Annotated in this window: 25 protein-coding genes; 11 read left to right on the top strand and 14 right to left on the bottom strand. The window is 56.7% G+C overall.

All coding sequences use genetic code 11. The features are described from left to right. Positions 1-88: 88 nt before the first annotated feature. On the top strand, positions 89-550 hold the full coding sequence (locus ACR0BI_RS07870; RefSeq protein ID WP_170736576.1) for an Lrp/AsnC family transcriptional regulator: 462 nt from the start codon (positions 89-91) through the stop codon (positions 548-550). A 3-nt stretch (positions 551-553) separates the two neighbouring features. Here ACR0BI_RS07870 and ACR0BI_RS07865 read toward each other — a convergent pair whose 3' ends face one another. Next, the gene (locus tag ACR0BI_RS07865; RefSeq protein ID WP_170397621.1) at positions 554-943 is read right to left on the bottom strand and encodes a DUF3307 domain-containing protein; all 390 of its coding nucleotides are present in this window, start codon (positions 941-943) and stop codon (positions 554-556) included. 169 nt (positions 944-1,112) lie between these two features. On the opposite strand from ACR0BI_RS07865, the gene ACR0BI_RS07860 reads away from it, so the two are divergent. Further along, entirely contained in the window at positions 1,113-4,154 is a 3,042-nt protein-coding gene (locus tag ACR0BI_RS07860) for an ABC transporter transmembrane domain-containing protein (RefSeq protein ID WP_480561105.1), read from the top strand. 23 nt (positions 4,155-4,177) lie between these two features. Here the strand turns inward: ACR0BI_RS07860 and ACR0BI_RS07855 are convergent, their stop codons facing one another. The 7 genes from ACR0BI_RS07855 to ACR0BI_RS07825 form a co-directional block, all read right to left on the bottom strand. Next, positions 4,178-5,410 (bottom strand): mandelate racemase/muconate lactonizing enzyme family protein, encoded by a 1,233-nt coding sequence (locus ACR0BI_RS07855; protein ID WP_480561107.1) that lies wholly within the window; start codon positions 5,408-5,410, stop codon positions 4,178-4,180. Between the two features lie 21 nt (positions 5,411-5,431). Beyond that, the gene (locus ACR0BI_RS07850; RefSeq protein WP_480561109.1) at positions 5,432-6,526 is read right to left on the bottom strand and encodes a Zn-dependent alcohol dehydrogenase; all 1,095 of its coding nucleotides are present in this window, start codon (positions 6,524-6,526) and stop codon (positions 5,432-5,434) included. Between the two features lie 214 nt (positions 6,527-6,740). Continuing rightward, a complete protein-coding gene (locus tag ACR0BI_RS07845; protein WP_170636465.1) occupies positions 6,741-7,454 on the bottom strand; it encodes an alpha/beta fold hydrolase in 714 nt (237 codons plus the stop codon). 11 nt (positions 7,455-7,465) lie between these two features. After that, the gene (gene pcaD / locus ACR0BI_RS07840; protein ID WP_480561111.1) at positions 7,466-8,254 is read right to left on the bottom strand and encodes a 3-oxoadipate enol-lactonase; all 789 of its coding nucleotides are present in this window, start codon (positions 8,252-8,254) and stop codon (positions 7,466-7,468) included. Between the two features lie 75 nt (positions 8,255-8,329). Further along, the gene (locus tag ACR0BI_RS07835) at positions 8,330-9,304 is read right to left on the bottom strand and encodes a threonine/serine dehydratase family protein (RefSeq protein ID WP_170424423.1); all 975 of its coding nucleotides are present in this window, start codon (positions 9,302-9,304) and stop codon (positions 8,330-8,332) included. Continuing rightward, positions 9,301-10,128 (bottom strand): alpha/beta fold hydrolase, encoded by an 828-nt coding sequence (locus ACR0BI_RS07830; RefSeq protein ID WP_480561113.1) that lies wholly within the window; start codon positions 10,126-10,128, stop codon positions 9,301-9,303. Before ACR0BI_RS07830 ends, ACR0BI_RS07835 begins: the two co-directional genes overlap by 4 nt. Next, entirely contained in the window at positions 10,128-10,814 is a 687-nt protein-coding gene (locus ACR0BI_RS07825; protein ID WP_170612029.1) for a haloacid dehalogenase type II, read from the bottom strand. The genes ACR0BI_RS07830 and ACR0BI_RS07825 overlap by 1 nt, the downstream gene beginning before the upstream one ends. Before the next feature lie 124 nt (positions 10,815-10,938). Here ACR0BI_RS07825 and ACR0BI_RS07820 point away from each other — a divergent pair, with 124 nt between their 5' ends. Continuing rightward, positions 10,939-11,367, top strand: coding sequence for an FKBP-type peptidyl-prolyl cis-trans isomerase (locus ACR0BI_RS07820; RefSeq protein WP_480561115.1), 429 nt, complete (start codon positions 10,939-10,941; stop codon positions 11,365-11,367). An 11-nt stretch (positions 11,368-11,378) separates the two neighbouring features. Here ACR0BI_RS07820 and ACR0BI_RS07815 read toward each other — a convergent pair whose 3' ends face one another. From ACR0BI_RS07815 to fabA, 4 genes are read right to left on the bottom strand one after another with little or no spacing between them, the layout of a single operon-like run. Continuing rightward, entirely contained in the window at positions 11,379-11,567 is a 189-nt protein-coding gene (locus tag ACR0BI_RS07815) for a hypothetical protein (protein WP_170397589.1), read from the bottom strand. Positions 11,568-11,626: 59 nt separating this feature from the next. Continuing rightward, a complete protein-coding gene (locus tag ACR0BI_RS07810) occupies positions 11,627-12,418 on the bottom strand; it encodes an enoyl-ACP reductase FabI (protein ID WP_170397587.1) in 792 nt (263 codons plus the stop codon). Between the two features lie 5 nt (positions 12,419-12,423). Then, positions 12,424-13,653 (bottom strand): beta-ketoacyl-ACP synthase I, encoded by a 1,230-nt coding sequence (gene fabB, locus ACR0BI_RS07805; RefSeq protein ID WP_170397584.1) that lies wholly within the window; start codon positions 13,651-13,653, stop codon positions 12,424-12,426. Positions 13,654-13,683: 30 nt separating this feature from the next. Beyond that, entirely contained in the window at positions 13,684-14,193 is a 510-nt protein-coding gene (gene fabA, locus ACR0BI_RS07800) for a bifunctional 3-hydroxydecanoyl-ACP dehydratase/trans-2-decenoyl-ACP isomerase (protein WP_170397581.1), read from the bottom strand. A gap of 187 nt (positions 14,194-14,380) precedes the next feature. Between fabA and irrA the strand changes: the two genes are divergently transcribed. Then, a complete protein-coding gene (gene irrA / locus ACR0BI_RS07795) occupies positions 14,381-14,797 on the top strand; it encodes an iron response transcriptional regulator IrrA (RefSeq protein ID WP_170397577.1) in 417 nt (138 codons plus the stop codon). A 3-nt stretch (positions 14,798-14,800) separates the two neighbouring features. On the opposite strand, the gene ACR0BI_RS07790 is transcribed toward irrA, so the two are convergent. Further along, complete coding sequence (locus ACR0BI_RS07790) at positions 14,801-15,697, bottom strand: LysR family transcriptional regulator (RefSeq protein WP_480561117.1); 897 nt, start codon at positions 15,695-15,697, stop codon at positions 14,801-14,803. An 85-nt stretch (positions 15,698-15,782) separates the two neighbouring features. Between ACR0BI_RS07790 and ACR0BI_RS07785 the strand changes: the two genes are divergently transcribed. Continuing rightward, on the top strand, positions 15,783-16,580 hold the full coding sequence (locus ACR0BI_RS07785; protein WP_480561119.1) for a phytanoyl-CoA dioxygenase family protein: 798 nt from the start codon (positions 15,783-15,785) through the stop codon (positions 16,578-16,580). A 3-nt stretch (positions 16,581-16,583) separates the two neighbouring features. Here the strand turns inward: ACR0BI_RS07785 and ACR0BI_RS07780 are convergent, their stop codons facing one another. Continuing rightward, positions 16,584-17,447: a hypothetical protein gene (locus ACR0BI_RS07780; RefSeq protein WP_170397568.1), complete on the bottom strand. Its 864-nt coding sequence runs from the start codon at positions 17,445-17,447 to the stop codon at positions 16,584-16,586. A gap of 120 nt (positions 17,448-17,567) precedes the next feature. Between ACR0BI_RS07780 and miaB the strand changes: the two genes are divergently transcribed. The 6 genes from miaB (at position 17,568) to lnt (ending at position 23,972) form a co-directional block, all read left to right on the top strand. Then, on the top strand, positions 17,568-18,887 hold the full coding sequence (gene miaB / locus ACR0BI_RS07775) for a tRNA (N6-isopentenyl adenosine(37)-C2)-methylthiotransferase MiaB (protein ID WP_170397564.1): 1,320 nt from the start codon (positions 17,568-17,570) through the stop codon (positions 18,885-18,887). Positions 18,888-19,052: 165 nt separating this feature from the next. Next, positions 19,053-19,817, top strand: coding sequence for an outer membrane protein (locus ACR0BI_RS07770; protein WP_480561121.1), 765 nt, complete (start codon positions 19,053-19,055; stop codon positions 19,815-19,817). 146 nt (positions 19,818-19,963) lie between these two features. After that, positions 19,964-20,986, top strand: a complete 1,023-nt coding sequence (locus ACR0BI_RS07765; protein WP_480561123.1) for a PhoH family protein — start codon at positions 19,964-19,966, stop codon at positions 20,984-20,986. Positions 20,987-21,027: 41 nt separating this feature from the next. Further along, complete coding sequence (gene ybeY, locus ACR0BI_RS07760) at positions 21,028-21,522, top strand: rRNA maturation RNase YbeY (RefSeq protein ID WP_170404552.1); 495 nt, start codon at positions 21,028-21,030, stop codon at positions 21,520-21,522. Between the two features lie 36 nt (positions 21,523-21,558). Continuing rightward, a complete protein-coding gene (locus tag ACR0BI_RS07755; protein ID WP_170397541.1) occupies positions 21,559-22,443 on the top strand; it encodes a hemolysin family protein in 885 nt (294 codons plus the stop codon). Beyond that, positions 22,440-23,972, top strand: coding sequence for an apolipoprotein N-acyltransferase (gene lnt, locus ACR0BI_RS07750; RefSeq protein ID WP_480561125.1), 1,533 nt, complete (start codon positions 22,440-22,442; stop codon positions 23,970-23,972). Before ACR0BI_RS07755 ends, lnt begins: the two co-directional genes overlap by 4 nt. The last annotated feature ends 3 nt before the right edge of the window (positions 23,973-23,975 follow it).

Here is a 23,975-nt window from a genome sequence, read left to right as displayed (position 1 = left end):
GAATTTCTGTTTCAGAGTTTGTGCGAGCTCTGCAAATTATGATAGAATTCACCAGATTTAGTTAAAATTACGGATTAATCTTCCTAAGATGGGCATACTTGATGATCGGGACCGCCGCATTCTGACGCTGCTTCAAAATGACAGCCGGGTTTCAAACGCCGAATTGGCAGATGCTGTCGGCATGTCAGCCTCAGCCCTGTGGCGCAGGGTGCGCGCGCTGGAAGAGGCTGGGGTGATCGAACGGTACGGCGCTTTGGTGAACCCTGCCGAGATGGGGTTGACGTTCGAAGCAATCGTGCATGTTCACCTGACCCGGCATGACCCGGACAAGATTGTCGACTTCATCCGGGCCGTCGAGATCAGCCCCGAAGTGCAGGAATGCTACGCCACGACTGGTCAGGCCGATTATCATCTGCGTGTCTTGTGCAGGAATCTGTCTGCTTACAACACGTTTCTGGAAGATTTCTTGTTTCGATTGCCCGCCGTCGCCAGCGCGCAAACGAATGTCGTGCTGCGGACGATCAAGCGGAACCGACCGGTGGTACCCTGAAGCTTAAGCCGCGAAAGCCACCCAAGCCCAGGCCATGCCAATATAAGTAAGGTTGTGAAATAACTGATCCAGACCAGCGGCACGCCAAAAAGCGGCCTGATTGGGTTGCAACTGTTTGCGGTCAGAATAGTTGGCTTTGGCAAAGTCGATGTGGAAATGCACGATCCATTCCAACGCAGCGATGATCAGTATGAATTCAATCGGGGCGCGAAAGAGCGCGAAAATCACGACCGAACCCACAACATGCACAGCAGCATGTTGCGCGCGCCCCATGTGGAAATACGTGCCTCGCCCGGAAAGCATCTTGGGCGTCTGTAAATAATAGTCGGCGAACATGTGTTTGATCTGAAGCAGGCACAGCAACAGAAACACAGCGCCAAAGCTGGCAGGCAAATGAATCCTCCCGATATCGTCCTGAATCAGGAGATTAGGGGGTAAACGCGAAACGCGCAAATGAACTTGTTCACACAACGCAAATTAGGCGCAAATCGGAAATTCATTTGCTTCCGAGGATACGATTGCGGTAAATTCGGCCCGTTGTATTCACGCCAAAATCAGTGATTTGAGCGGCGGATCGTTAGTAGGGGCGGGTTCAATAGAACGATCGATCTTTCAGTTCATCTGGAAATACTCGAAGCGCGACCAGTTGATTTTGCTGGCCGTGACGTCGACCTTGTTTCCTTTGCTTTACCTGACGTTGGAGCTGCCCAAGCGCATCATCAATGACGCAATCGGCGCGACAAGTCAGATTGTCGATGTCTGGGGTTATAGCCTGACGCAGACCACTTTTCTGATGATCCTGTGCTTTGCCTTTCTGGCTGCGGTGCTGGCGCACGGGCTGATGAAGATGCGTATCAACACCATGAAGGGTGTTCTGAGCGAGCGTATGCTGCGTCGCTTTCGCTATCAGTTGATCAACCGCGCGCTTCGCTTCCCACAACCATATTTTGAGCGGGTCAGTCAGGGCGAAATGGTCTCGATGATAACCGCTGAAAGCGAACCGATGGGTGGGCTGATGGGGGATGCGATCAGTCAGCCCGTGCTGCAGGCCGGACAAATGATCACGATCCTGTCCTTTCTGTTCCTCCAAAGCGTTTGGTTCGGACTGGCCGCGGTGGCGTTGATCCCGCTGCAGGCCTGGCTGATCCCGCGATTGCAACGCCAGATCAATCTTCTGAACAAGAAGCGCATTCAAGAGGTCCGCGTTTTGGCTGCCCAGATCGGCGAGAACGCTGCCGGTGCTTCGACCCTGCGCGCCAATGGCGGTTGGCGTTATCGGCGGGCGATGATCTCGGATCAGCTGGGGCGCCTGTTCGCCATCCGCTTTGAGATCTATCAGAAGAAGTTCTTTATGAAGTTCATCAACAACTTCATATCGCAGCTGACGCCATTCATGTTCTACCTTGTCGGTGGCCTGCTGGTGTTGCAGGGGTCTGTTTCGCTGGGTGCTCTGGTGGCTGCGCTGGCGGCTTACAAAGACTTGAGCTCACCCTGGAAAGAACTGCTGACCTATTATAATCAAACGCAGGACATGTCGCTGCGATGGGATGTTGTGATTGATCGTTTCGCACCGGATGGAATGATTGATGAGGCCCTGTTTGACGGAGAGCCAGCGGATCGTCCACAACTGAATGGCGATATCGTACTGAATCAAGTCTCGGTTCGTGATATCGACGGCAATCAGGTTTTGGATGATCTGGACCTGACGTTCCCAGCAGGTAAAACGGTCGGCATTTCGGCCACCAGCGAGGAAGATCGCCATGCGCTGACCGAGTTGCTGACCCGCGAGATACTGCCAACCTCTGGCCGTATTGAAATCGGCGGCATCAATATGGCTGGCCTGCATCAAAGCGTTGTTGCCCAACGAATAGGTCTAGCAACCTCGCGCCCCATAATGTTTCAGGGCACGTTGGGTGAAAATGTGATGATGCCGATGCGGTCACATCCATTGTCCAAGTCCACCGAGGATCCGGATTTCCCCGAGACGCTGAGGGCAGGCAATAGTGCTGATCCATTCAACGCCGAATGGCTTGACCCCGGAATGGCGGGTTTTGACGATACGGCGCGGCTGCGCGATTGGTGGCTGAAACTGATCGATGGCATGGGCTCGGGCGCGGCGTTGTTTCAGCGCGGTGCCGAGCAGGTGTTTGATGCGAATGAGCGCCCGGAACTGGCAGCAAAGCTGGTCGAATTGCGCCCTCGGGTTCAGAAGGCGGTGCGCGAGGCCGGGCTTGATCAGCAGGCGCTGATTTTCGATCGCTGCGCGTATAACCCTGCGCTACCCGTTGCTGAGAACCTGTTGTTTGCCACCCCCTGCGTTCCGGTGACGCGACAATTGCTGGCACAGCAGACCGTGTTTCTGGGCCAGTTGCGCGAGTTGGGGTTGGATGAAACCCTGATCAGCCTGACACGCGACGTAATTGAGATGCTGCGCCAGATATTTGGGCTTGATGGAACAGATCATCCTTTGTTTCGCAAGCTGGGGCTTGAGGCCCAGACCTACGAGGCCGCGGTTGAATTGGTCGAGCAAACCCGGAAGGAAGGCGCAAACGGGCTGGATGACGAACAATTGGCTAGCTTGCTTTCGGTGCCATTTGTGATCTCGGCCGAGCAGATTGGCCCGGCGTTTTCGGATGAGCTGAAGAACCGCATTCTTGAGCTTCGCCACAGCCATTCGGCCAAATTGCTGGAACCCTTGCACGATGTATTCGTCCCGTTGGATGAAGATGCCTTTGCACCCGGTTTGACGGTCATGGAAAACGCACTGTTTGGCAAGGTCAGCCAGATCGGCGGTGCGCGGACCGACGAGGCGCGCAAACTGATCGTCGATGTTCTGGCCGAGAACGGGGCGCGACCGATGGTGGTGGAACTGATCTATGATGTTCCGGTCTCGATTGGCGGCCAGAACTTGCCTGCGGTATTTGCCGAACCGCTGGCCTTTACCCGCGCTGCGATCAAAAAGCCGGATATTCTGATCCTGGAAACCGCGCTTGCCAGCTATGATATGGAGACACAGGTCGCAGTTTATAAAAATCTGCGTGAATTGCTGCCCGAAACTACTGTAATCTATCTAAATGATGCGTTCGAAAATCCAGATGTTTTCGACATGTATGTTGAAATCCGTCAGGGCCGGGTCGTGACGGGTGAAGGCCCAACCGACGTCGACGGCGACGGTGCGGCGTCTGCCGATCTGGTACGCAAATTGCGTGCGCTTGAGCAGACCCCGTTGTTCTCTGGGCTCGACCGTCGCCAGCTTCGACTGCTGGCCTTTGGTGCGCGCTGGTTCGAAGCGAAACCTGGCCAGGTGGTGTTTCTGAAGGATGATCAGCCAACCGATGGCGCCTATGTCATCCTTGAGGGCGAGGCAGGATTGTACCTGCCGCATTCGGGCGAGGCCGATCAACTGATCACAACGGTTGGTGCGGGCGCGTTGGTGGGAGAGCTGGGGTTGATCCGAAAAGAGCCTCGGGCGTTGAGCATGGTGGCTGAAACGGAACTGTCCTGCCTACGGATCGGTGAGGAGGAATTTCTGGCGGTCGTCGAGAACGATGCAGCCACAGCCTTTAAACTGTTGCAGGTCATCGCGGGGTATGTCTCGAACTGATCGGCCTGCTCGCCAGTCGATTGTTACCCTTCGGTTGCGGGTGCCCCGCCTTGAAACGCATTCCCATTTGCATAGTCACATGGTGTTTCCTGCATCTGTAAGTGCAGCCCGTCACCTTTGTAGGGATGGGCTCGGGCAAGGCCTTCATCGACCTCGATACCAAGGCCGGGCTCGATCGGAGGAGTGACGAACCCCTTCTCGACGCGGATGCTTCCCTTTATCAGTTGATCGTGGAATGGGGTCTCGATGCTTTCAAGCAGCAGCAGGTTCGGGATCGACGCCGCAAGATGAATATTCGCCGCCCACTCGATCGGTCCCGCATACAGATGGGGTGCCATCTGGGCGTTGAAAACCTCGGCCATTGCGGCGACTTTCTTCATCTCCCATATACCACCAGCGCGACCCAGCGCAGGCTGAAGGATTTCGGCGGCCTTGGCGCGCAGGACCGCGCCAAATTCCGCCTTGGTTGTCATCCGTTCACCGGTTGCGATAGGGATACGGACAGTGCGCGCCACACGGGCCATATCCTCGATCATGTCGGGGGGTGTGGGTTCTTCGAACCACAGTGGTGAAAAGGGTTCCAGCGCTTGGCCCAGACGTATAGCTCCGGCTGTGTTGAACTGACCATGAGTACCGAACAGCAGATCGGCCTTGTCTCCAACTGCCTCACGGATCGCTTTGCAAAACGCTATCGACATTGAGATATCGGACATAGCGGGCATGTGCCCACCGCGGATCGTATAAGGCCCGGCAGGATCAAACTTGACGGCGGTATAGCCGCGCCGGACCATTTCAGCAGCACTTTCTCCGGCCTGCTCAGGTGAAGTCCAGAAGTCCGTCAGGTTATGCTGAGGAAGTGGGTAGAGATAGGTATACGCCCGGATACGGTCGTTCATCCGCCCACCCAGCAGCGCATAGACCGGACGATCACGATCCTTGCCCAAAATGTCCCAGCAGGCGATTTCGAGCCCCGAGAACGCACCCATGACGGTCAGGTCTGGTCGCTGAGTGAAGCCGCTGGAATAGGCGCGGCGGAACATCAACTCGATATTCTCGGGGTTTTCGCCCTGCATGTGCCGTTCGAATACATCGCGAATGACATGGGTCATGGCTTCGGGACCAACCGAGGACGCGTAGCATTCCCCCCAACCGATCACGCCCGTATCCGTGGTGACCTTGACCAAAATCCAATAGCGCCCACCCCAACCCGGTGCCGGAGGCGCGGTGACAATAACATCGAGATCTTGCAGTTTCATCGGGTGTTCCTTTTGCGGGGTTCAGTCGCGATCAAACGAGATTACATTGCGTTTAGCCGCACCGGACTTGGTGTCTTCGATGGCCTCATTGATCTGCGACAGGGTCCAGCGACCCGAGATCAACTCGTCCAGTTTCAGCCGCCCCTGTTCATACAGATCGATCATCCACGGGATGTCGCGCTGGATCACTACATCGCCCATTTTTGAGCCCACCATGCCCTGGCCAAGCGCGGCCAGCACGACGGGTTCGTAGCTGGACATGTCACCAGAATGGGGCATCCCGATCATGATCGCCTTGCCGCCCCGACCAAGGTAACGCGGGGCCTGATCATAGGCCGGGATTGCACCAACAGTAATCAAGACGGCGTCTGCGCCACGTCCGCCCAGCGCCTTGTAGGCGGCTTTCCACGGCTCTTTCTGGCTGGCCAAAACACCATGGGTCGCGCCGAACTCCATTGCGATATCCAGCTTATCCTGTGTCATATCGACCGCAACGATACGGCGAGCTCCGGCAATACGTGCGCCTTGGATTGCGTTCAAGCCGACGCCCCCGGCGCCGATGACAACCACGTCCTGCCCGGGGCGAAGCTGGGCGGCGTTGACCGCTGCGCCAACACCGGTGATCACCCCGCAAGACAGCAGGCTGGCAAGGTCCTTGGGCAGGGTCTCAGGTATGCGGACGATCTGTCGGTGGCTGACAACTACCTTTTCGGCAAAGGCCCCGCATGCCATGGCCTGTTCCAGCGCATCACCGTCGGCAGTCTGCAGCGGACCTTTCACCGTGTCATAAGGTGTTTCACAAATGGTGGGCATGCCACCGGCACAGGACGGGCAGGACCCGCAGGCGCGGATCAAGGTTACCACAACGGGATCACCAAGTTTGAAATCCCCTGCGCCTTCACCAACAGCAGAAACGATGCCAGCCGCTTCGTGCCCGTAAACCGCGGGCAAGTGGCCGCCCCATGCGCCGCTTGCAAAGGAAATGTCCGAATGGCAAATCGCCACTGCATCCAGCGTGACCTCGACCTCGCCCATGCCGGGTGGTGCAATCAGGATGTCTTCGATGACCAGAGGTTCGCCGAAGGCCCGGCATACGGCTGCTTTGATGGTTTGCATGTGTTTTCCCGCTCCCTAACGGGATCACGGTGACCCGTCCCGGCGGGACCTGCAAGGTGGAAACCGTCACGGATGTGTCGTTGTTCTGCCAAAGTGGGGTAGACGCAAAAGAATCCACCTATTGATAAGCATTGTGTGGGTCATCGGTTCAGTGTGCGACAACCAAACAGATCGGCGCACGGCGTATCGGGGTCGGGACATCGACGGTGGCTGGCTACATTCGTTGCGAGATCTGGTGCATCAACCCGGCAAGATGCTCAGGATGCGAAAAAAACGGCGAATGAGAGCTGTCTATCGTAAGGTGCATATCAGGGTCCGCGCAGCCCGCCATCTCGGCCTGATATTCGGTCGGAACGATTCGGTCATCGGTAGTTCTGATGTACCCTTTTGGAACGCGCGCGAAGTTATCGCCGACGTCTAGGGGGGTAGTCTGCGGTGCAATCGCCTGGGGGCACAGGCGCGCGAATGCATAGGCAACCACCTCGCGCGCGCAGTCGTGATAAAGCAGGTCGTGCACCTGATCCGGTACCACCGAATACGACAACCCGTCGCCGGATACTTCGACGGCATTTCCGATCAGTTGGCGTGGGGCTCGTTTGCGCATTTCGACCATAGATAGCCCGGATTTCGGAACATAGGCACTTAGATAAATCACACCTCGCATGGCGTTCGGGTCGGTCTCGGCAGCCGCACTTACGGGATATCCACCCCACGAGTGCCCTAAGATGATAGTCTTTGGTGTCGAAGCCTTCAGCACGGCATCTCTGCACGTTCCAAGGGTTACATCGCGGATAGGCGTCGGGTCCGAGCCGTGGCTTGGCATATCGATGGCGCGGGCGGTATGTCCGAATGTGGTCAATTCTGGGATCATATCGCGCCAGCACCAGGCACCGTGCCAAGAGCCATGTACAAGCAAGAAATCTGCCAACAATCCCTCCTTCAAATATGTCCGATCTCGGTCAGAAAATCACCAATCAATTGGGCAAAGTCCTGAGGGCGCTCGACGCAGGGCAGGTGGCCTGCCTTTCGGATCAGCGCAAAGCGCGAGCCAGGGATCAGATCGACCGTTTCGCGCACCAGATCGGGCGGGGTTGAGCCGTCTTCGCTGCCCGCAATCCCCAAGGTCGGCAGGCGCAATCCGCTGGTTGGCGTATAGAAATCGGTGCCAGAGATTGCAGCGCAACAGCCCAGATAGCCATCGACCGGTTGTCGGACCATCATGTTGCGCCAAAGCGTCATCTCGGCGCTGGTCCGGAATGATTTCGAGAACCACCGATCCATGGTGGCATCCGCCAGTGCCTCGATCCCGCCTTTACGGACAGCATTCATACGCTGCTGCCACATCATGGGAGTGCCGATCTTGGCGGCCGTATTCGACAGCACCAGCGCGCGGATCTGATCCATACGCTTGACCGCCAGACCCTGCGCAATCATGCCACCGACGGACAGACCCACGAATACGCAATCCTTGACCTCTAGATAATCCAGCAATTGCTCGGCGTCGCGCACCAGATTTCCCATGGAATAGGGCGCTGAAGGTGCTGATGACAATCCGTGCCCGCGTTTGTCGTACCTAATGATGCGCAGGCCTTTGGGCAGTAGCGGCAATATCGGGTCCCACAGCCGCATATCTGTGCCCAGTGAATTAGCAAACACGATGGGGGCGCCAGCGTCGTCGCCATCAATTCGGTAATGTATCCGAACATCTTTGAGGTCAGCGATATGCATGTTTAGCGTCCCCGTCTGCTCAGGGTGTCGGTTAAAACGACTACAACCGGATTTTGCACCGGCTGTAAGCGATTGTCAGGTAAGGAATTCCAACGCCCGTTCAAAGATCTGCGGATCCACGTTGCCGCCCGAGGCGACTACGATCACCGCATTCCCATCAATCTGATCCTTGCGAAACAGGGCAGAGGCCAGCGAAACCGCTCCTCCGGGTTCCAGCACGATCTTCAGACGCAGAAACGCAAAGGCCATGGCGCGTAGGGATTCCTGTTCAGATACCGACAGACCAGGGCCGCAAAGCCGCTGCAGGATGGGAAAGGTTATCTGCCCCGGCTGTGGTGTCAGGATTGCGTCGCAGATGTTTCCCGAAGTAGCGTCGTTGCTTTGGATCGTCCCGCTTGCCAGCGAGCGTTTCACGTCTTCGAACCCTTCAGGCTCGCATGGACGAGGGCGCAGACCGGGCGCGTGACGCTCTAACGCCAGCGCGATACCAGATGTCAGCCCGCCGCCGCCACAGCAGATCAGAACGTCACCTTCGGTCACGCCCAGCGCCCGTGCCTGACGTGCCAGCTCCAGTCCCGTTGTTCCCTGGCCAGCGATCACTTGCGGTTCGTCATAAGGCCGGATCAAGGTCAAACCGCGCTCGGCAGCCAATGCCTCGCCGATGTCTTCGCGGCTTTCGCTGGCGCGGTCATAAAGGACGACCTCACCGCCCAGCGCGCGGGTGTTTTCAATCTTCAGCTTCGGCGCATCCGAGGGCATGACGATGACGGACGAGATTCCATGTTGAGCCGCTGCATAGGCAACACCCTGTGCGTGATTGCCCGAGGAATAGGCGATGACGCCCCGGTTGCGCGCCGCCTCATCCAATGCCGAAATAGCTGACCACGCGCCGCGAAATTTGAAGCTGCCGGTGTGTTGCAGGCATTCGGGTTTGATCAGCACGCGGCGACCCGCGATTTCATCCAGGAAAGGCGATGACAGAAGCGGCGTCTCGCGCACGTGACCTTTCAGCCGCTCGGCGGCGGCTTCGATCATGTCTATGTTGCTCATTTGGCGTCCAGTATCTTGCGGATCAGGTCTAGGGATTGGGGCTCGTTCAGGAACGGGACATGTCCTCGGTCCGGCACTTCGGTCGAGATCAATTCGGGGTGGTGTGCGTGCGTCATTTGCACTGTGGCCGCGCTTAAAAGGTCAGAGTTTGCGCCGCGGATCACACCGGTGGGGATCGTACGCAGGGCGTCGAACAAAGGCCACAGGTCCGGTGCCGGGGTGATGGCAGCCTGCTCGATCAACGCTTGTCTTAGCGCCGGGTCATAACGCAGTTCTAACCCGGTATCCGTCTGGATGTACTGATGTTCTACCTGCTGTCTCCAGACATCTTGAGCGACGCCGGGGAACTGTGGTGCCATCATCGCGTGCAGGACCTGCGCAGCCTCATCATAGGTTTGTGAACTTGGGGAATTGCCGACATAGTCCATGATCTTGGCAATGCCGGCGGGTTCGATTACCGGACCAACGTCATTTAATATAACACCTGCCAGACGGTCAGGATGGCTGGCGGCCAAGGCCATCGCGACCAGCCCTCCGCGTGACGTGCCCAACAGGGTCACCTTTTCCAAGCCCAGATGATCCAGCAGTTCAATCGCATCCAGCCCCTCGCGCAGGATGTTGTAATTCATGTAGTTCGCATCAAAATCGGACTTGCCGCGCCCGCGATAATCCATCGCAATCATACGAAGATCACTCATATGTGGCGCAAGAAATGAAAAGTCGCGGCAGTTGCGCGTCAAGCCAGCCAAGCAAAGCAGAGGATGGCCCGTGCCGGTATCTTCATAGTACAGGCGTTTGCCGTCCGAGGTGGTGAAATATGCCATCAAAGCCCTGCCAATTGAGGGATCGTCGTCAGGTCTGGCAGCACATGTGCAGGTTTCCACGGCAGACGGTCCATTGGTTCGCCAGCGCGGTTGACCCAAGCTGTGACAAATCCATAGCCACTGGCCCCGGCAGCGTCCCACCCGTTTGAGCTGACGAACAGCACTTCATCGCGCGCGCAGCCGAAGCGGTTCTGCACGAGATCGTATACGCTGGCATGGGGTTTGAAGACCCCCACGCTTTCGACCGACAGAACATCATCCAGCACATCACCGATCGCGGCAGACTGCACCGCCCCGTTCAGCATCGGGGGTGAACCGTTGGACAGGATGGCGGTCTGCAACCCACCGGCCTTCAGCGCCTTCAGCATATCGGGGACCTCGGGATAGGCCTGCAACTCCCAATACAAATCGAGCAGACGCTGCCGAAGGGTGTTATCCCCCTGAAGGCCTACCGCTTCCAAGGCCCAATCCAGCCCATCTTGCGTGACATCCCAAAAGTCACAATGCGCATCAGCGACAGCACGCAACCATGTATATTGCAGTTGCTTCAGACGCCAGTGATTGGCCAACTCGGGCCATTTGCTAGCCAACGCTTCAAATCCGGGCTCTGTTGCGGCCTGCCTGGCGGCGGCGGCCACGTCAAACAGAGTACCATAAGCGTCGAATACACACGTGGTGATAGCCATCCGATCCTCCCCTGATCGGGCGCAGGTAATCACAACCGGTTCCGGGGTTAAAGAGGGCAGGGTTTACAATGCTATGTCAGCCTCTAGGCTGCGCCGTTCATTTCTTTTCAGGCCGGAGGCCATCATGACCGCAATCAAACAAGGCGACACGGTTCGCATCCACTACACCGGAACTCTGCTGGACGGCAAAGTCTTCGACAGTTCCGAGGGGCGCGATCCGTTGGAGTTTGCGGTTGGTTCCGGGCAGATCATACCCGGTCTGGACGCTGCCCTGCCGGGCATGGAGATTGGCGAGAAGAAGCGTGTCGAGATCGATTGCGTTGACGCCTATGGCCCGATCAATCCGGGCATGCGGCGGCAGATCCCGCGTGAAGGCATCCCGGATGACATTCCGCTTGAACCCGGCACGCAGTTACAGATGCAAACTCCTGACGGTCAGGCATTGCCAGTGACTGTCGTCGAGGTAGATGAGGCGACAGTGACCTTGGATGCAAATCATCCACTAGCGGGGCAAGATCTGGTCTTCGATATCGAAATCGTTTCGATCAACTGATGCTGATTGGATCAAAGGCCCGGGATATGTGACAACAACGGCTCAATCGCATCGCGCACGGGCGGTTGGGTCAGAAACACAAAGGCAATCAGCAGCGATGTGAGAATCAGCAGCAAAAGACGCGCACGTCCGCTTCCTGATTTGCGTTTCAAAGCTGGCGAGCGCGTGTTGCTCGCAAGGATTTGTTCAAGTTTGCTCATATCGTAATCCCTGCGGGGCAAAGATGTTCAAATCTTGGCACCCGCAGGGAAAGATATAGTCACATGGCCTCTGGCTGGGGCATGCCCAGAATATGATACCCGCCATCGACGCGGATGATCTCACCCGAAGTATAGCTGCCGGCGTCGGACGCAAGATAAACGGCGGTGCCTCCGACGGCCTCCAGCGTGGCATTCGAACGCATCGGTGCGTTCTGGTCGCAGAACTTGTAGGTCTTGCGTGCACCACCAATAGCTGCACCCGCCAATGTTTTCATCGGGCCGGGCGAGATGGCGTTCACGCGAATACCCTCAGGGCCCAGATCGTTCGCCAGATAGCGCGTCGCCGATTCCAGCGCAGCCTTGGCGACGCCCATGACATTGTAGTTTGGTACAACCTTGTTCGATCCCTGATAGGTCAGTGTCAACAATGTGCCGCCATTGTCCTTCATCAGCGGATAGGCGCGACGGGCAACTTCGATGAACGAATAGGCCGACACATCCAGCGAGTGTTTGAAGTTTGCCCGCGTGGTGTTCAAGAATCGACCGGTCAGTTCGGACTTGTCCGAATAAGCGATAGCGTGGACAACAAAATCTATTGTTGGCCAGCGGGCGGACAACTCGCCAAACGCGCGATCCAGTGAATCATCATCGGTCACATCCGCGTCGACCATGAAGTCGCTGCCCAAGCTTTGGGCCAGCGGTTCGAGCCGTTTGCCAAATGCCTCGCCCTGATAGGTGAAAGCCAGCTCAGCGCCCGCTTCGTGCATGGCTTTGGCGATGCCCCACGCGATAGAGCGGTCATTAGCCACGCCCATGATCAGGCCGCGTTTACCCTTGAGAATATCCGACATCTTGTTCACCCGTTATACTTCGACAGAACCATGGATCCGTTGGTGCCGCCAAAGCCGAAGCTATTGGTCATCACGCTGTCCAAGCCTGCGTTTTCAACCACTTGAGTTGCAATTTCACCGGGCAGGATGCCGTCGGCAAGTGTGTCGACATTGATCGACGGAGTAATGAAATCATGTTCCAGCATGAGCAGGCAGAAGATCGCCTCAAGCGCCCCCGCTGCGCCTTGCGCGTGACCGGTCATCGATTTTGTCGATGAAATCGGAGGCACACTGCCTTCACCAAAGATACGGCGTACGGCTTCGACTTCTCCGACGTCGCCCACTGGGGTCGAGGTGCCGTGGGCATTGATATAGCCGACCTTGCGGCCTTCGGGCACGGTCGACAGCGCCAGACGCATCGCGCGCTCGCCGCCTTCGCCGGATGGTGCCACCATGTCGTGCCCATCAGATGTCGCGGCATAGCCGGTTACTTCGGCATAGATTTTCGCACCGCGCGCCAGCGCATGCTCGAGGTCTTCCAGAACCACGATGCCGCCACCGCCGGAAATCACAAATCCGTCGCGGTTCTGATCGAATGCGCGCGAGGCTTTATCAGGTGTGTCGTTGTACTTGGACGACATCGCACCCATCGCGTCGAACAGGCAGGACAGGGTCCAGTCCAGCTCTTCTCCTCCACCTGCGAACATCACATCCTGCTTTCCCAGCATGATCTGTTCAGCCGCATTGCCGATGCAGTGCAGCGAGGTCGAGCAGGCCGAAGTGATCGAGTAGTTGATACCTTTGATTTTGAACGCGGTCGCCAAGTTCGCAGAAATCGTCGAACACATGCACTTTGGCACTGCAAACGGGCCGATCCGTTTGGTTGCGCCGGTTTTCAGCACGGTTTGGTGCGCAGTCAACATCGCGCTGGTCGATGGTCCACCCGAACCTGCCACCAGACCTGTGCGCGGATTGACCACCTGATCTTCGGTCAGCCCGGCGTCCGCGATGGCCTGATTCATCGCGATATGGGCATAGGCAGCACCCGGACCCATGAACCGCAGGGTCCGCTTGTCCACGTGATCGGCCACATCGATTTTCAGCGAACCGGCGATCTGGCTGCGAAAGCCGTGCTCGACCATCTGTTCGCTTGCTACGATGCCGGATTTGCCTGCTTTGAGCGAGGCGAGCACCTCTTCGGCATTGTTCCCGATCGAGGACACAACCCCCAGACCGGTGACGACTACTCGACGCATGTGCGTACTCCTTATTGCGGCCGGTCAGGCTCAGGCGTCTGACAGAACGACCTTCATATCCTTGACGTCGTATATCAATTCGCCATCGGCTTCGACGATGCCATCTGCCACACCCATGGTCAGGCGGCGCGTCTGGATCGCCTTTTTGAAATCAATCTTATAGGTCAGCATCTTCCGGTCCGGGCGCACCATGCCGGTCAACTTGACCTCTCCGACGCCAACGGCCATGCCACGTCCTTGCCAGCCGCGCCAGCCGAGGTTGAAGCCGGTCAGTTGCCACAAACCGTCCAGGCCCAGACAGCCGGGCATGATCGGATTGCCAGGGAAATGGCAGTCAAAGAACCAAAGCTCAGGTGTGATATCGAATTCGGCCAGCACATGACCCTTGCCATGCGCTCCACCGTCGCCGGAAATCTCGGTAATGCGGTCCATCATCAACATCGGCGGAGCCGGCAACTGCGCGTTGCCAGGGCCAAATAGTTCGCCGCGGGCGCATTTCAGCAGATCGTCCTTGTCAAAACTGCTCGGGAATTGGGCCATTCTGCCGCCTCTCCTGCCTGGGTCCGTTTATTACATCTGGCCTCGTCTATCACCCGTATGCAAGGTCCTGCAAGACCAGCACTCCATATCTTGTTGTGACTACAATATTCTTTGCGAATGAATTTCATTTGAAATTGCAGGCAGGGCGCACTTATATTAAGGGCAGCAAAACACAGGTATCGGATTCATGACACCTCAGAGCCGTGAGATCGCTGCAAATTGGTTGGTTGACGCAGGTTTGCGCCCCACGCGCCAAAGGGTTGCTTTGGCCGAATTGCTTGTGGGCGACGGTCTGCATCGTCATGTGACAGCGGAAAGCCTGTTTGAATCCGCAAAAGCCAAAGGTGACGCGGTTTCGCTGGCGACCGTATACAACACATTGCGGGCGTTTTGCGATGCCGGGGTGCTTCAAGAGATCACTGTTGACGGGTCCAAAAGCTATTTCGACACCAACACGCATGACCATCCGCATTTCTATTGGGAAGACGAAAGCCGTCTGAGCGATGCACCATCCGATCAATTGGTAATCCAACAATTGCCGGAAGCTCCTGAAGGCGTCGAAATCGCATCGGTCGATGTGGTGATCCGCCTGCGGAAGAAGTAACCTCTAATCCTTAAATAACAACGTAACCAACGCATGCTCAGCCTGCGTGATCAGCGGATCAGTCGGCCCCGTGCCATGCCGTGCCAATACAACAGATTCGGTTGCATCTGGATCGGTGATCGGCAGGCTTATCACGCGGACCTGATCATAACTGAAGCCGTTTTTAGGGCTGGTATAGCTTATCCCGATGCCTTCCCCATGAGCGGCCAGACTGCGCGAAAGCTCCAATGATTCCGCTCGGTGCGAGATTGTGGGGTTCAAACCTTTGCGTCTGAAAAGCGCGAGTACATGCTGTGCAGACAAACCCTCTTTAGACAGAATCAGTGGATATGACGCTAGCTCGGTCAGGGTGAGCTGATTGGCCGCCGCCAGTGTATGATCAGGTGAAAGCAGTGCGTGTGGGGTGCTGTCGAACAACTTCTTGCAGGAAAAACCGGCATCCATGCCGAGGTCATAGGTGAGTGCAAAATCGTATCTGCCATCGATCAAGCCGGAAGTCAGGCCTTCGAACGTCTCAACCCCGTGTGTCAGGGCGACGTCGGGCAAAGCTTCTTGCAGGCGGTGCAGAGATTGGGCCAGAAGAAAGGGTGCCAGATCGACAAAGCATCCCAGGCGCAATCGGCGTTCGCCGGTTATCGGCTGCTTTGACTGTTCCAAAAGCGCAGCTCGCTTCAACAAGGCCTCAGCCTCTACGATGAATTTGCGGCCCTGCGGGGTCAGCGCCATCGCGGCACCCCGTCTTCGCGCAAACAGTGGATATCCCAAACGTGATTCGACCCGGGTCAGCGCATTGGACAAGGCAGGTTGCGAGACATTTAGGCGTTGTGCCGCAGCAGACAGGCTGCCATGCCGACCGATGGCGCAAACATATTCGTATTGGCGCAGAGTGAGGTATAACATAGAGTTAATACCTAAATTGAAAGATATGATTTGAACAGATGTCTTATTCATGCGCAGATCGGGCGACAAATCTAAGGAGACCGCAATGACTCACCCTCTTGTTTCTCAGGCCATGATCGACAACTTCCAGACGGACGGCGTTGTGTTGATTAAAGGCCTGTTCGCCGATCATATTGAAACCCTACGGGCCGGGGTTGCCGCGAATATGGCCGAGCCGGGTCCTTATGCTTCGGAGAACAGGAAAGATGGCGAAACCGGCCGTTTTTTTGACGACTATTGCAACTGGTCCCGTATCCCGCAGTTTCGTGAAGTGATCGAAAAATCTCCTGCTGCTGAAGTAGCGGCCGACCTCATGCAGTCGCAATCTGTGCAGATGTTCCATGACCATGTTCTGGTGAAGGAACCCGGAACCTCGATGGCAACGCCGTGGCATCAGGATGGGCCATACTATTTTGTGGATGGTCAACAGAATATCAGCTTCTGGTCACCGTTGGATCCGGTGAAACAAGCGACCTTGCGCTGCGTTGCCGGTTCGCACCGCTGGGAAAAAGAAGTGCTACCTACCCGCTGGGTCTCGGAAGAAGGTTTCTTCCCTGACGAGGGCCAGTACATGCCGATTCCGGACCCAGATGCCGAAAGGATGAAGATTGTAGAATTTGAAATGGAGCCCGGTGATGCAGTGGCCTTCAACTATCGCACGCTACACGGGGCCCGAGGCAATACTTCCGATAGCCGACGCAGGGCATTTTCGCTGCGATTGGTTGGTGATGATGCACGTTATGTCGAGCGTCCAGGCCGGACTTCGCCGCCATTTCCGGGACATGAAATGGTGCCTGGGCAAAGGCTGCGCGAGGACTGGTTCCCAGTTCTGCTACAGCGTTAGAACCTAGAACCACTGGCCCGATTCGATCAGGCCCAGATCCAGCAATTGGCGCGAATCCCACTCGAACGGAGTTGAGTGGTTCCAGCAGAAGTTGGAGATATCAAACGTCGATCCGGCGTTCGTCTTCAATGCTTTGGCCGCCCGGAACGAACAGATCGCGGCGGTCAGGTTGTTGTGCCACGGGCAGGCATAGGTGTTGTATTCCGGCTCATTGAAAGTGTGATCAGGCAGAAGTTTCAGATCGGCTTTTGCTTTGAACAGCGAAATCCGATCGATACGGCGTCGTTCATACGGGATATGATCTTCGAACCGCCAACGCAGACCACCGGACATATCCAGTTGCCGCTCTAGCGGCTTGCCAGATGCGTCATGCCGCGTGTGGGCGTAGTATCCGGTCTTGTCCAGCATTGCGTGGTCGGGGGCCACTCCGTTTGGATAGGCCGTCAGATCATTCGCATAAAGATCGATCACATGGGTCAGCATGGCCTGGCGCCGTTCTTCAGAATGGAAGGCCAGCAACTCTCCGACCGAGCGGGTCTCGCAGAAAGGGTAGAACAGATATTCAGAGTTGTAGCAGTAGTATACCCACGTGCCTTGAGCCGCCTGAATGATCCGATTGACGGCCTCAAATACGACGGTTCTGGGCGCGCAGGTCATCGTCACTCGATGAACCCTTTCCCCCAGCGCTTCATCCAGCGTGAATTCCTGGGGCAGGAATGTGATCACGGATTTGAACCCCAGCTTCAAATGATGGTGCAGCGTCCCTTCTAGCTCGACATCATCTTCGGCAAATATCAGTGCCACGGGTCCCTTGCTCAGGATCGACCGATCGGATTTCAGAAGGTGATCAAGGGATTCGTACTGCATCGTTGGTTTCGTTGCCGCCTTGCTGGAAATTCCCGCCAAATTCGGGTAATTGCGCCAGCATTGCAAGCGGCGTTCGATACGTATAGACGACGCCGACCCAGCGACTGCAAAGGCCAACCCATGTCTGAACCGAAAAAGCTGTTTATCAAGACCTATGGCTGTCAGATGAACGTCTATGACAGCGAACGCATGGCCGAAGCGCTGGGCGGACAGGGCTATGTCGAGACCAAATCGCCCGATGATGCGGATATGATCCTGCTCAATACCTGCCACATACGAGAAAAGGCAGCTGAGAAAGTCTATTCCGAACTGGGCCGTTTCAAGGGCCTCAAGGCGGAAAAGCCGGAACTTAAAATCGGTGTCGCAGGTTGCGTCGCTCAGGCCGAAGGCGAGGAAATCATCCGCCGCCAGCCGCTTGTCGATCTGGTGGTGGGGCCGCAAAGCTATCATCGCCTGCCCGAGATGGAGGCGAAGACGCGCGCGGGTGAAAAGGCGCTGGATACCGAGTTCCCCGAAGAAGACAAATTCGAAAAGCTCGAGAACCGCCCCAAGGCCAAGCGCGGACCGACGGCATTCCTGACCGTGCAGGAGGGGTGTGACAAGTTCTGTGCCTTCTGCGTTGTGCCCTATACACGCGGGGCCGAGGTCAGCCGCCCGGCAGATCGCATCCTGCGTGAGGCCCGCGATCTGGTTGAACGCGGTGTGCGTGAGATCACGCTGCTGGGGCAGAACGTAAATGCCTATCACGGGGCTGGACCGGACGGAGACATGACCCTTGCCGGTCTGATCTGGGAATTGAACAAGGTCGACGGGCTAGAGCGCATACGCTTTACCACCTCGCACCCGAACGACATGGATGATGCGCTGATCGAAGCGCATGGCACCTGTGAGAAGTTGATGCCATATCTGCATTTGCCGGTGCAGTCGGGGTCGGACAAAATTCTGAAGCGGATGAACCGCAGCCATACGGCTGAAAGCTATCTGCGATTGATCGAGCGTATCCGAGAAGCGCGCCCCGATATTCTGATGTCCGGCGATTTCATCGTGGGCTTCCCGGAAGAAACGGAAGAGGATTTTCAGGCTACTCTGGATTTGGTCGAAGAGGTCAAATACGGCTACGCCTATTCCTTCAAATACTCGACGCGACCCGGCACACCTGCAGCAGAACGGCCACAGGTCGAGGCCGAAGTGGCGGATGAACGCCTGCAGCGCTTGCAAGGGTTGATCACGCGCCACCAGCGCAAGATTCAGGACTCGATGGTCGAAAGGACTGTTAATGTCCTGTTTGAAAAGCCTGGGCGGCAACCGGGCCAGATGGTTGGAAAATCCGAGTATCTGCATGCGGTTCACGTCGCGGACGCTGATATCGCGAGCGGCGACTTACGTAAGGTAAGGATAAAATCGTCTGGCGCGAACTCGCTGGGTGGTGAGTTGGTCTGATCCCTTGTGGCTGGCCCGCAAAGGGTTTTCGCCTTGAAATTTAACCCTTGATTTATGGCTTGGAACTATGTTCCGAGGAAGGCTAGATTTTTCTGGGCCAAATTTTGGGTGTCGACAAACTCATCGACCCCGCCTGAAGGCCCGCCTTTGCGGAGGGTACGAGTAGTGAGCTGGATACGTTTTCCGAGTGTAAACCTTTCCCGTGTTTTGTCGGCGACTGTCGTGTTGCTATCTTGCGCTGCCCCGACTTTGGCCGGCGATGTCGTCGGGGAACTCACTGAGCCCGACGTAATCTCGTCTCAGCGTTTCGCGCGCGACGTCAATGCGTTCTATCTGGGGGTCAGCGCCGGACATGCCTCGGGCGGTTCGGACGAGTTTGGCCTGCGCGTGAACGACGGAGACACGTTTGCTGCGGGCGACCTTAAGCCAAGCGGAAATTTCGCAGGTTTTCGCGGTGGCTGGCGCGGTATTCTGCCAGCCAGAGGTGGGCGCGACTATGTGTATGGGCTGGAAGTCGGCTATGACTTTGGCACGCTCGATGACATCACCTCGTCCCGATCCGGCGGGGCAGAGGTCAGCGGCAGATCCGCGATATCGGATGTTTTGTCCATCCGCTTGCGGAACGGGCTGACGAACCGCAGCGGCAGTGTCCTCTATTTCGTGACTGTGGGTTATGTCCGCGGCGATATCACCACGTCAGGTTCACTAACTGATGCAAGCGGGACAAGCCGATTTGAGAGCGAGGACCGCCGACAAGGTTTCTCGGCCAGCTTGGGCGCTGAACACAAACTGAACGAAAATTGGTCGATCACCGGCGAGATCGAGTATCTGCAGTTCGAATCAAAAACGGTCGAACTGGGTCCGTCATTCTCGACCAAATCGACGCCAAGCTATCGCGGACTACGGATCGGGTTGAATTATACATTCTGATACCCGTGCGATTGGCGTTCATAGATGGCTGTTTCAGCGTTCATCGGCGCATTTGTCATGCGGTGTGCAAATTTTGAAACTGCCGCTTGCGTCTACCTCTACAGTTTGTCTACGCTCAAGATGAAACGCCAAGACAGGAGAACGGATTGGCCATCGGTGCCCTGACCCCACCGCAAGATGACATGCCCCAGCGTGAGGCGCTTGTTGAATTCCCCGACAACAGATTATTGATCGATTTATGCGGTGAATATGACCGCAACCTGACCGATATCGAACAGAAGCTCTCGGTGCAGATTGTGCGACGCGGCAATCAGCTTGTCGTGCTAGGCGACGAGGATTCGCAAAAGCAGGCGATTGAGGTTCTACAGGCCCTCTATACACGGCTCGAAGGTGGGCGTGATGTGGAAGCCGCAGATGTCGACCGCGAGTTGCGCATGGGCAATTCCGAGGTCGGAACTGGCACGCGCGATGGTGACCAGCTTGAGATGTTCAAGGGTGGCACGGTCGAGATCAAGACACGCAAAAAACTGGTCGAGCCGCGCACCGAAGCCCAGAAGGCATATGTGCAGTCGCTGTTCAACAACGAACTGGCCTTTGGCATTGGTCCCGCGGGCACCGGCAAAACCTATCTGGCCGTTGCGGCCGGGGTGTCCATGTTCATTGGCGGGCACGTTGACCGCATCATTCTCAGCCGTCCGGCGGTCGAGGCCGGTGAAAAGCTCGGTTACCTGCCCGGTGACATGAAGGATAAGGTCGATCCCTACATGCAGCCGCTTTATGACGCGCTGAATGATTTCCTGCCCGGAAAACAACTTGCCAAGCTGATCGAAGAAAAGCGGATCGAGATTGCTCCGCTTGCCTTCATGCGCGGTCGTACGCTGGCAAATGCATTTGTGGTGCTGGACGAGGCGCAGAATGCCACAACGATGCAGATGAAGATGTTCCTGACCCGGCTTGGTGAAGGTAGTCGGATGGTTATCACCGGCGACCGGTCTCAGGTTGACCTGCCGCGCGGTGTGCAATCGGGTCTCAAGGATGCCGAACGGTTGCTGAAAACGATCCCGAATATCAGCTTCAACTATTTCACCTCGAAAGATGTCGTCCGCCATCCGCTTGTCGCCGCCATTATCGAGGCGTATGAGGCCGATGCGGGGCGCGAAACCGGATAACTTTCAAGGCGCCGATTGAAGCTGGGCTCGGAGCCAAAGGTATGAATCTGGAAATCACGCTTGAGGATGATCGCTGGCGCGGGCTGGAGCCTTTGGCCACGCGCGCAATTGCTGCTGTTCTGGAGTATTGCGATCTTGAGGCGGATCAATGCGAAATCAGCTTGCTGGGCTGCGATGATGCACGGATCGCTGAATTGAATGCTGAATTTCGTGAAAAATCCACGCCGACCAACGTCCTCAGCTGGCCTGCCGAAGAACTGGCCCCGGATCGGGCGGGAGACACTCCGCCGGCTCCGCAACCTGACTTTACTGGCGAAATCGTGCTGGGCGACATTGCGATCTCGTATGACACCTGCGCGCGCGAAGCAGCTGAAGCCGGCAAAAGCACCGACGATCACGTGACGCATCTGATCGTTCACGGTACACTACATTTGCTGGGGTATGATCACATTCGTGACCTCGACGCCACTTTGATGGAAAGGGTCGAGGTCGAGATACTTGGCAAACTGGGTATAGATGACCCATATAATGTATGACATGGGCACCTTTGCCCGATCATTTGGAACAGGATAATGGGCGAAACAGACGGCAGTTCTAGGGCGGCGCATGGCGCGCATTCTCAGAACAGCAGCAATGACAGCGACGAGAGAGGCGGGCTTTTTTCTCGACTCATCGACGTATTTTCTTCTCAGGGCGAAGAGACCAGCCAGCTAAACGGGGCAGAGGTCGTCAGCGCTCAGCCAAGGGGCATGATCAACCTGCGCAGAATGCGGGTCGAAGATGTTGCGATCCCAACAGCCGAAATCGTATCGGTCCCCTCGACAACCCCGAAAGACGAACTTGTCCAGATTTTCCGCGACAGCGGCTTGTCACGCATTCCGGTTTACGATGGCACTTTGGATACGCCCTTGGGGTTTGTGCATCTCAGGGACTTTGCGCTGACTCATGGCTTTAACGGCAACTCCTCCGAGTTCGATCTGAGGTCGATGCTGCGGACATTGCTGTTCGTGCCACCATCGATGCCAATTGGCGTTTTGCTGACTAAGATGCAGACAGAACGTCGCCATATGGCTCTGGTGATCGATGAATACGGTGGAGTCGATGGTTTGCTGACTATCGAAGATCTGATTGAACAGGTTGTCGGAGAAATCGCCGACGAACATGATGCCGACGAAGATCAGCTATGGATACAAGAGAAACCCGGCTGCTACGTGGTTCAGGCGCGTGTACCACTTGAAGAGTTCGAGGCCGAGATTGGCCGCTCTCTGACCAGCCACGAAGATGTAGACGAAGAAGAGATCGACACATTGGGCGGTTTGGTCTTCATGCTCTCGGGGCGGGTTCCGGCGCGTGGTGAGGTTGTATGCCACCCCGAAGGTCCCGAGTTCGAGGTCATTGACGCAGACCCGCGCCGCATAAAACGGTTGCGTGTCATGCTGCCGGATATTGTTGCATGAACCCTGCCGAGGGGTGGCCCTTTTGGCTGCGGTTGGTGCTGGCGGCGCTGTTGGGTGTCGCAGCGGCCAGTGGTCAGGCACCATTGGGATATTGGCCAATAAGCTTGCTGTCGCTGGTGCTGATAGCTCCGTTGTATCTGAGCACTGAGACAAATCGCCGAGCGGTTTTGCTGGGTTGGGTCTTCGCAACGGGCTATTTTGCGCACGCATTAAGCTGGATTATCGAGCCGTTTCTGGTTGATGTCCAACGCCATGCGTGGATGGCCCCTTTTGCTCTGATCTTCTTGTCGGGCGGGTTGGCCTTGTTCTGGGCGTTGGCCTTCGGAGTTTCGAAACGTATCGGTGGAGCGCCCGTCTTGCAGGGGGCTTTGCTGTCTGTAACGCTGACGCTGGTCGAGTTTGCGCGTGGCTACATTCTGACCGGATTTCCTTGGGCAGGCATCGCGCAGATTTGGGTGGATACGCCATTTGCCCAGACTCTGTCACTTGTCGGCCCTTATGGATTGGGAGCGCTGACACTGCTTGCCACAGTGCCATTGGGCGCAGCCTTGTTCAGCAATCGTACCCGAAGCGGCATCGTTGTACCGATCGCGTTGACCGCAGGCTGTGCGGTATTGGCTTTGATCTATGCAGCGAACCGACCTCCTGTCATGCCCTCTGGTCATATCGTGCGGCTGATTCAACCCAATGCACCCCAGGACCAGAAATGGGATCCTGCCTATGCGTCAGTGTTTTTCGCACGCCAACTTGAATTCACAGCGGCCGAGCCCCGCCCGGACCTAATCGTCTGGCCAGAAACCTCGGTCCCGGCATGGTTGGGCAGCGCGCAGCCCTATCTTTCAGCAATTGGCGAAGCGGCACAGGGCGCCCCGGTAGTCCTGGGCATTCAGCGTGCCGATGGGCAGCAGATCTATAACTCGATGATCTATCTAAATGAGGAGGGTCAGCAAGACGGGCTATACGATAAACATCACCTGGTGCCCTTTGGGGAATATGTGCCATTTGGTGAAGTGATGGCACGGTTCGGTATCTACGGGATGGCCGCAACCACAGGGAATGGCTTTAGCGCGGGGCCAGGTGCCGCATTGATGGATGTAGGCGTGCTTGGCAAGGCGCTGCCGCTGATCTGCTACGAGGCGGTATTCACGCAGGATATTTTATCCGCGCCGGATCGTGCGGATTTTCTTTTGCAGATTACAAACGACGCTTGGTTCGGAACGCGTTCCGGCCCGTATCAGCACCTCGCCCAGGCGCAGATGCGTGCAATCGAACAAGGCCTACCGATGTTGCGCTCGGCCAATACCGGAGTTTCGGCAATGATTGGCCCATTGGGGCGGATCACCGAGGCGCTGGCGCTTGGGCAGGCGGGGTTTATCGACGCCGAATTGCCGCGTCCTCATGCCCCTACCGTTTATTCTCGAATTGGAGACAGTCCGGTATTTTTAGCTTTGTTGGTGCTATTTGCGCTGCTATGTCGGCACGCCCGGCGCGTAAACGACCAATTTCCGATTGACCCTGTCAAACGCTAAGCG

It is taken from the genome of Ruegeria sp. E5 (assembly GCF_056534105.1).
Note: the sequence above shows the minus strand (reverse complement) of the source record. Positions and strands in the feature narration are given on the sequence as shown.

Bases quoted from the DNA above. Each gene is read 5' to 3' on its own strand.
- ACR0BI_RS07870 (WP_170736576.1), top strand. From the start codon at position 89: ATGGGCATACTTGATGATCGGGACCGCCGCATTCTGACGCTGCTTCAA.
- ACR0BI_RS07855 (WP_480561107.1), bottom strand. From the start codon at position 5,410: ATGAAACTGCAAGATCTCGATGTTATTGTCACCGCGCCTCCGGCACCG.
- ACR0BI_RS07850 (WP_480561109.1), bottom strand. From the start codon at position 6,526: ATGCAAACCATCAAAGCAGCCGTATGCCGGGCCTTCGGCGAACCTCTG.
- pcaD (WP_480561111.1), bottom strand. From the start codon at position 8,254: ATGCATATCGCTGACCTCAAAGATGTTCGGATACATTACCGAATTGAT.
- ACR0BI_RS07835 (WP_170424423.1), bottom strand. From the start codon at position 9,304: ATGAGCAACATAGACATGATCGAAGCCGCCGCCGAGCGGCTGAAAGGT.
- ACR0BI_RS07830 (WP_480561113.1), bottom strand. From the start codon at position 10,128: ATGGCATATTTCACCACCTCGGACGGCAAACGCCTGTACTATGAAGAT.
- ACR0BI_RS07825 (WP_170612029.1), bottom strand. From the start codon at position 10,814: ATGGCTATCACCACGTGTGTATTCGACGCTTATGGTACTCTGTTTGAC.
- ACR0BI_RS07820 (WP_480561115.1), top strand. From the start codon at position 10,939: ATGACCGCAATCAAACAAGGCGACACGGTTCGCATCCACTACACCGGA.
- ACR0BI_RS07815 (WP_170397589.1), bottom strand. From the start codon at position 11,567: ATGAGCAAACTTGAACAAATCCTTGCGAGCAACACGCGCTCGCCAGCT.
- ACR0BI_RS07810 (WP_170397587.1), bottom strand. From the start codon at position 12,418: ATGTCGGATATTCTCAAGGGTAAACGCGGCCTGATCATGGGCGTGGCT.
- fabB (WP_170397584.1), bottom strand. From the start codon at position 13,653: ATGCGTCGAGTAGTCGTCACCGGTCTGGGGGTTGTGTCCTCGATCGGG.
- fabA (WP_170397581.1), bottom strand. From the start codon at position 14,193: ATGGCCCAATTCCCGAGCAGTTTTGACAAGGACGATCTGCTGAAATGC.
- irrA (WP_170397577.1), top strand. From the start codon at position 14,381: ATGACACCTCAGAGCCGTGAGATCGCTGCAAATTGGTTGGTTGACGCA.
- ACR0BI_RS07790 (WP_480561117.1), bottom strand. From the start codon at position 15,697: ATGTTATACCTCACTCTGCGCCAATACGAATATGTTTGCGCCATCGGT.
- ACR0BI_RS07785 (WP_480561119.1), top strand. From the start codon at position 15,783: ATGACTCACCCTCTTGTTTCTCAGGCCATGATCGACAACTTCCAGACG.
- ACR0BI_RS07780 (WP_170397568.1), bottom strand. From the start codon at position 17,447: ATGCAGTACGAATCCCTTGATCACCTTCTGAAATCCGATCGGTCGATC.
- miaB (WP_170397564.1), top strand. From the start codon at position 17,568: ATGTCTGAACCGAAAAAGCTGTTTATCAAGACCTATGGCTGTCAGATG.
- ybeY (WP_170404552.1), top strand. From the start codon at position 21,028: ATGAATCTGGAAATCACGCTTGAGGATGATCGCTGGCGCGGGCTGGAG.
- ACR0BI_RS07755 (WP_170397541.1), top strand. From the start codon at position 21,559: ATGGGCGAAACAGACGGCAGTTCTAGGGCGGCGCATGGCGCGCATTCT.
- lnt (WP_480561125.1), top strand. From the start codon at position 22,440: ATGAACCCTGCCGAGGGGTGGCCCTTTTGGCTGCGGTTGGTGCTGGCG.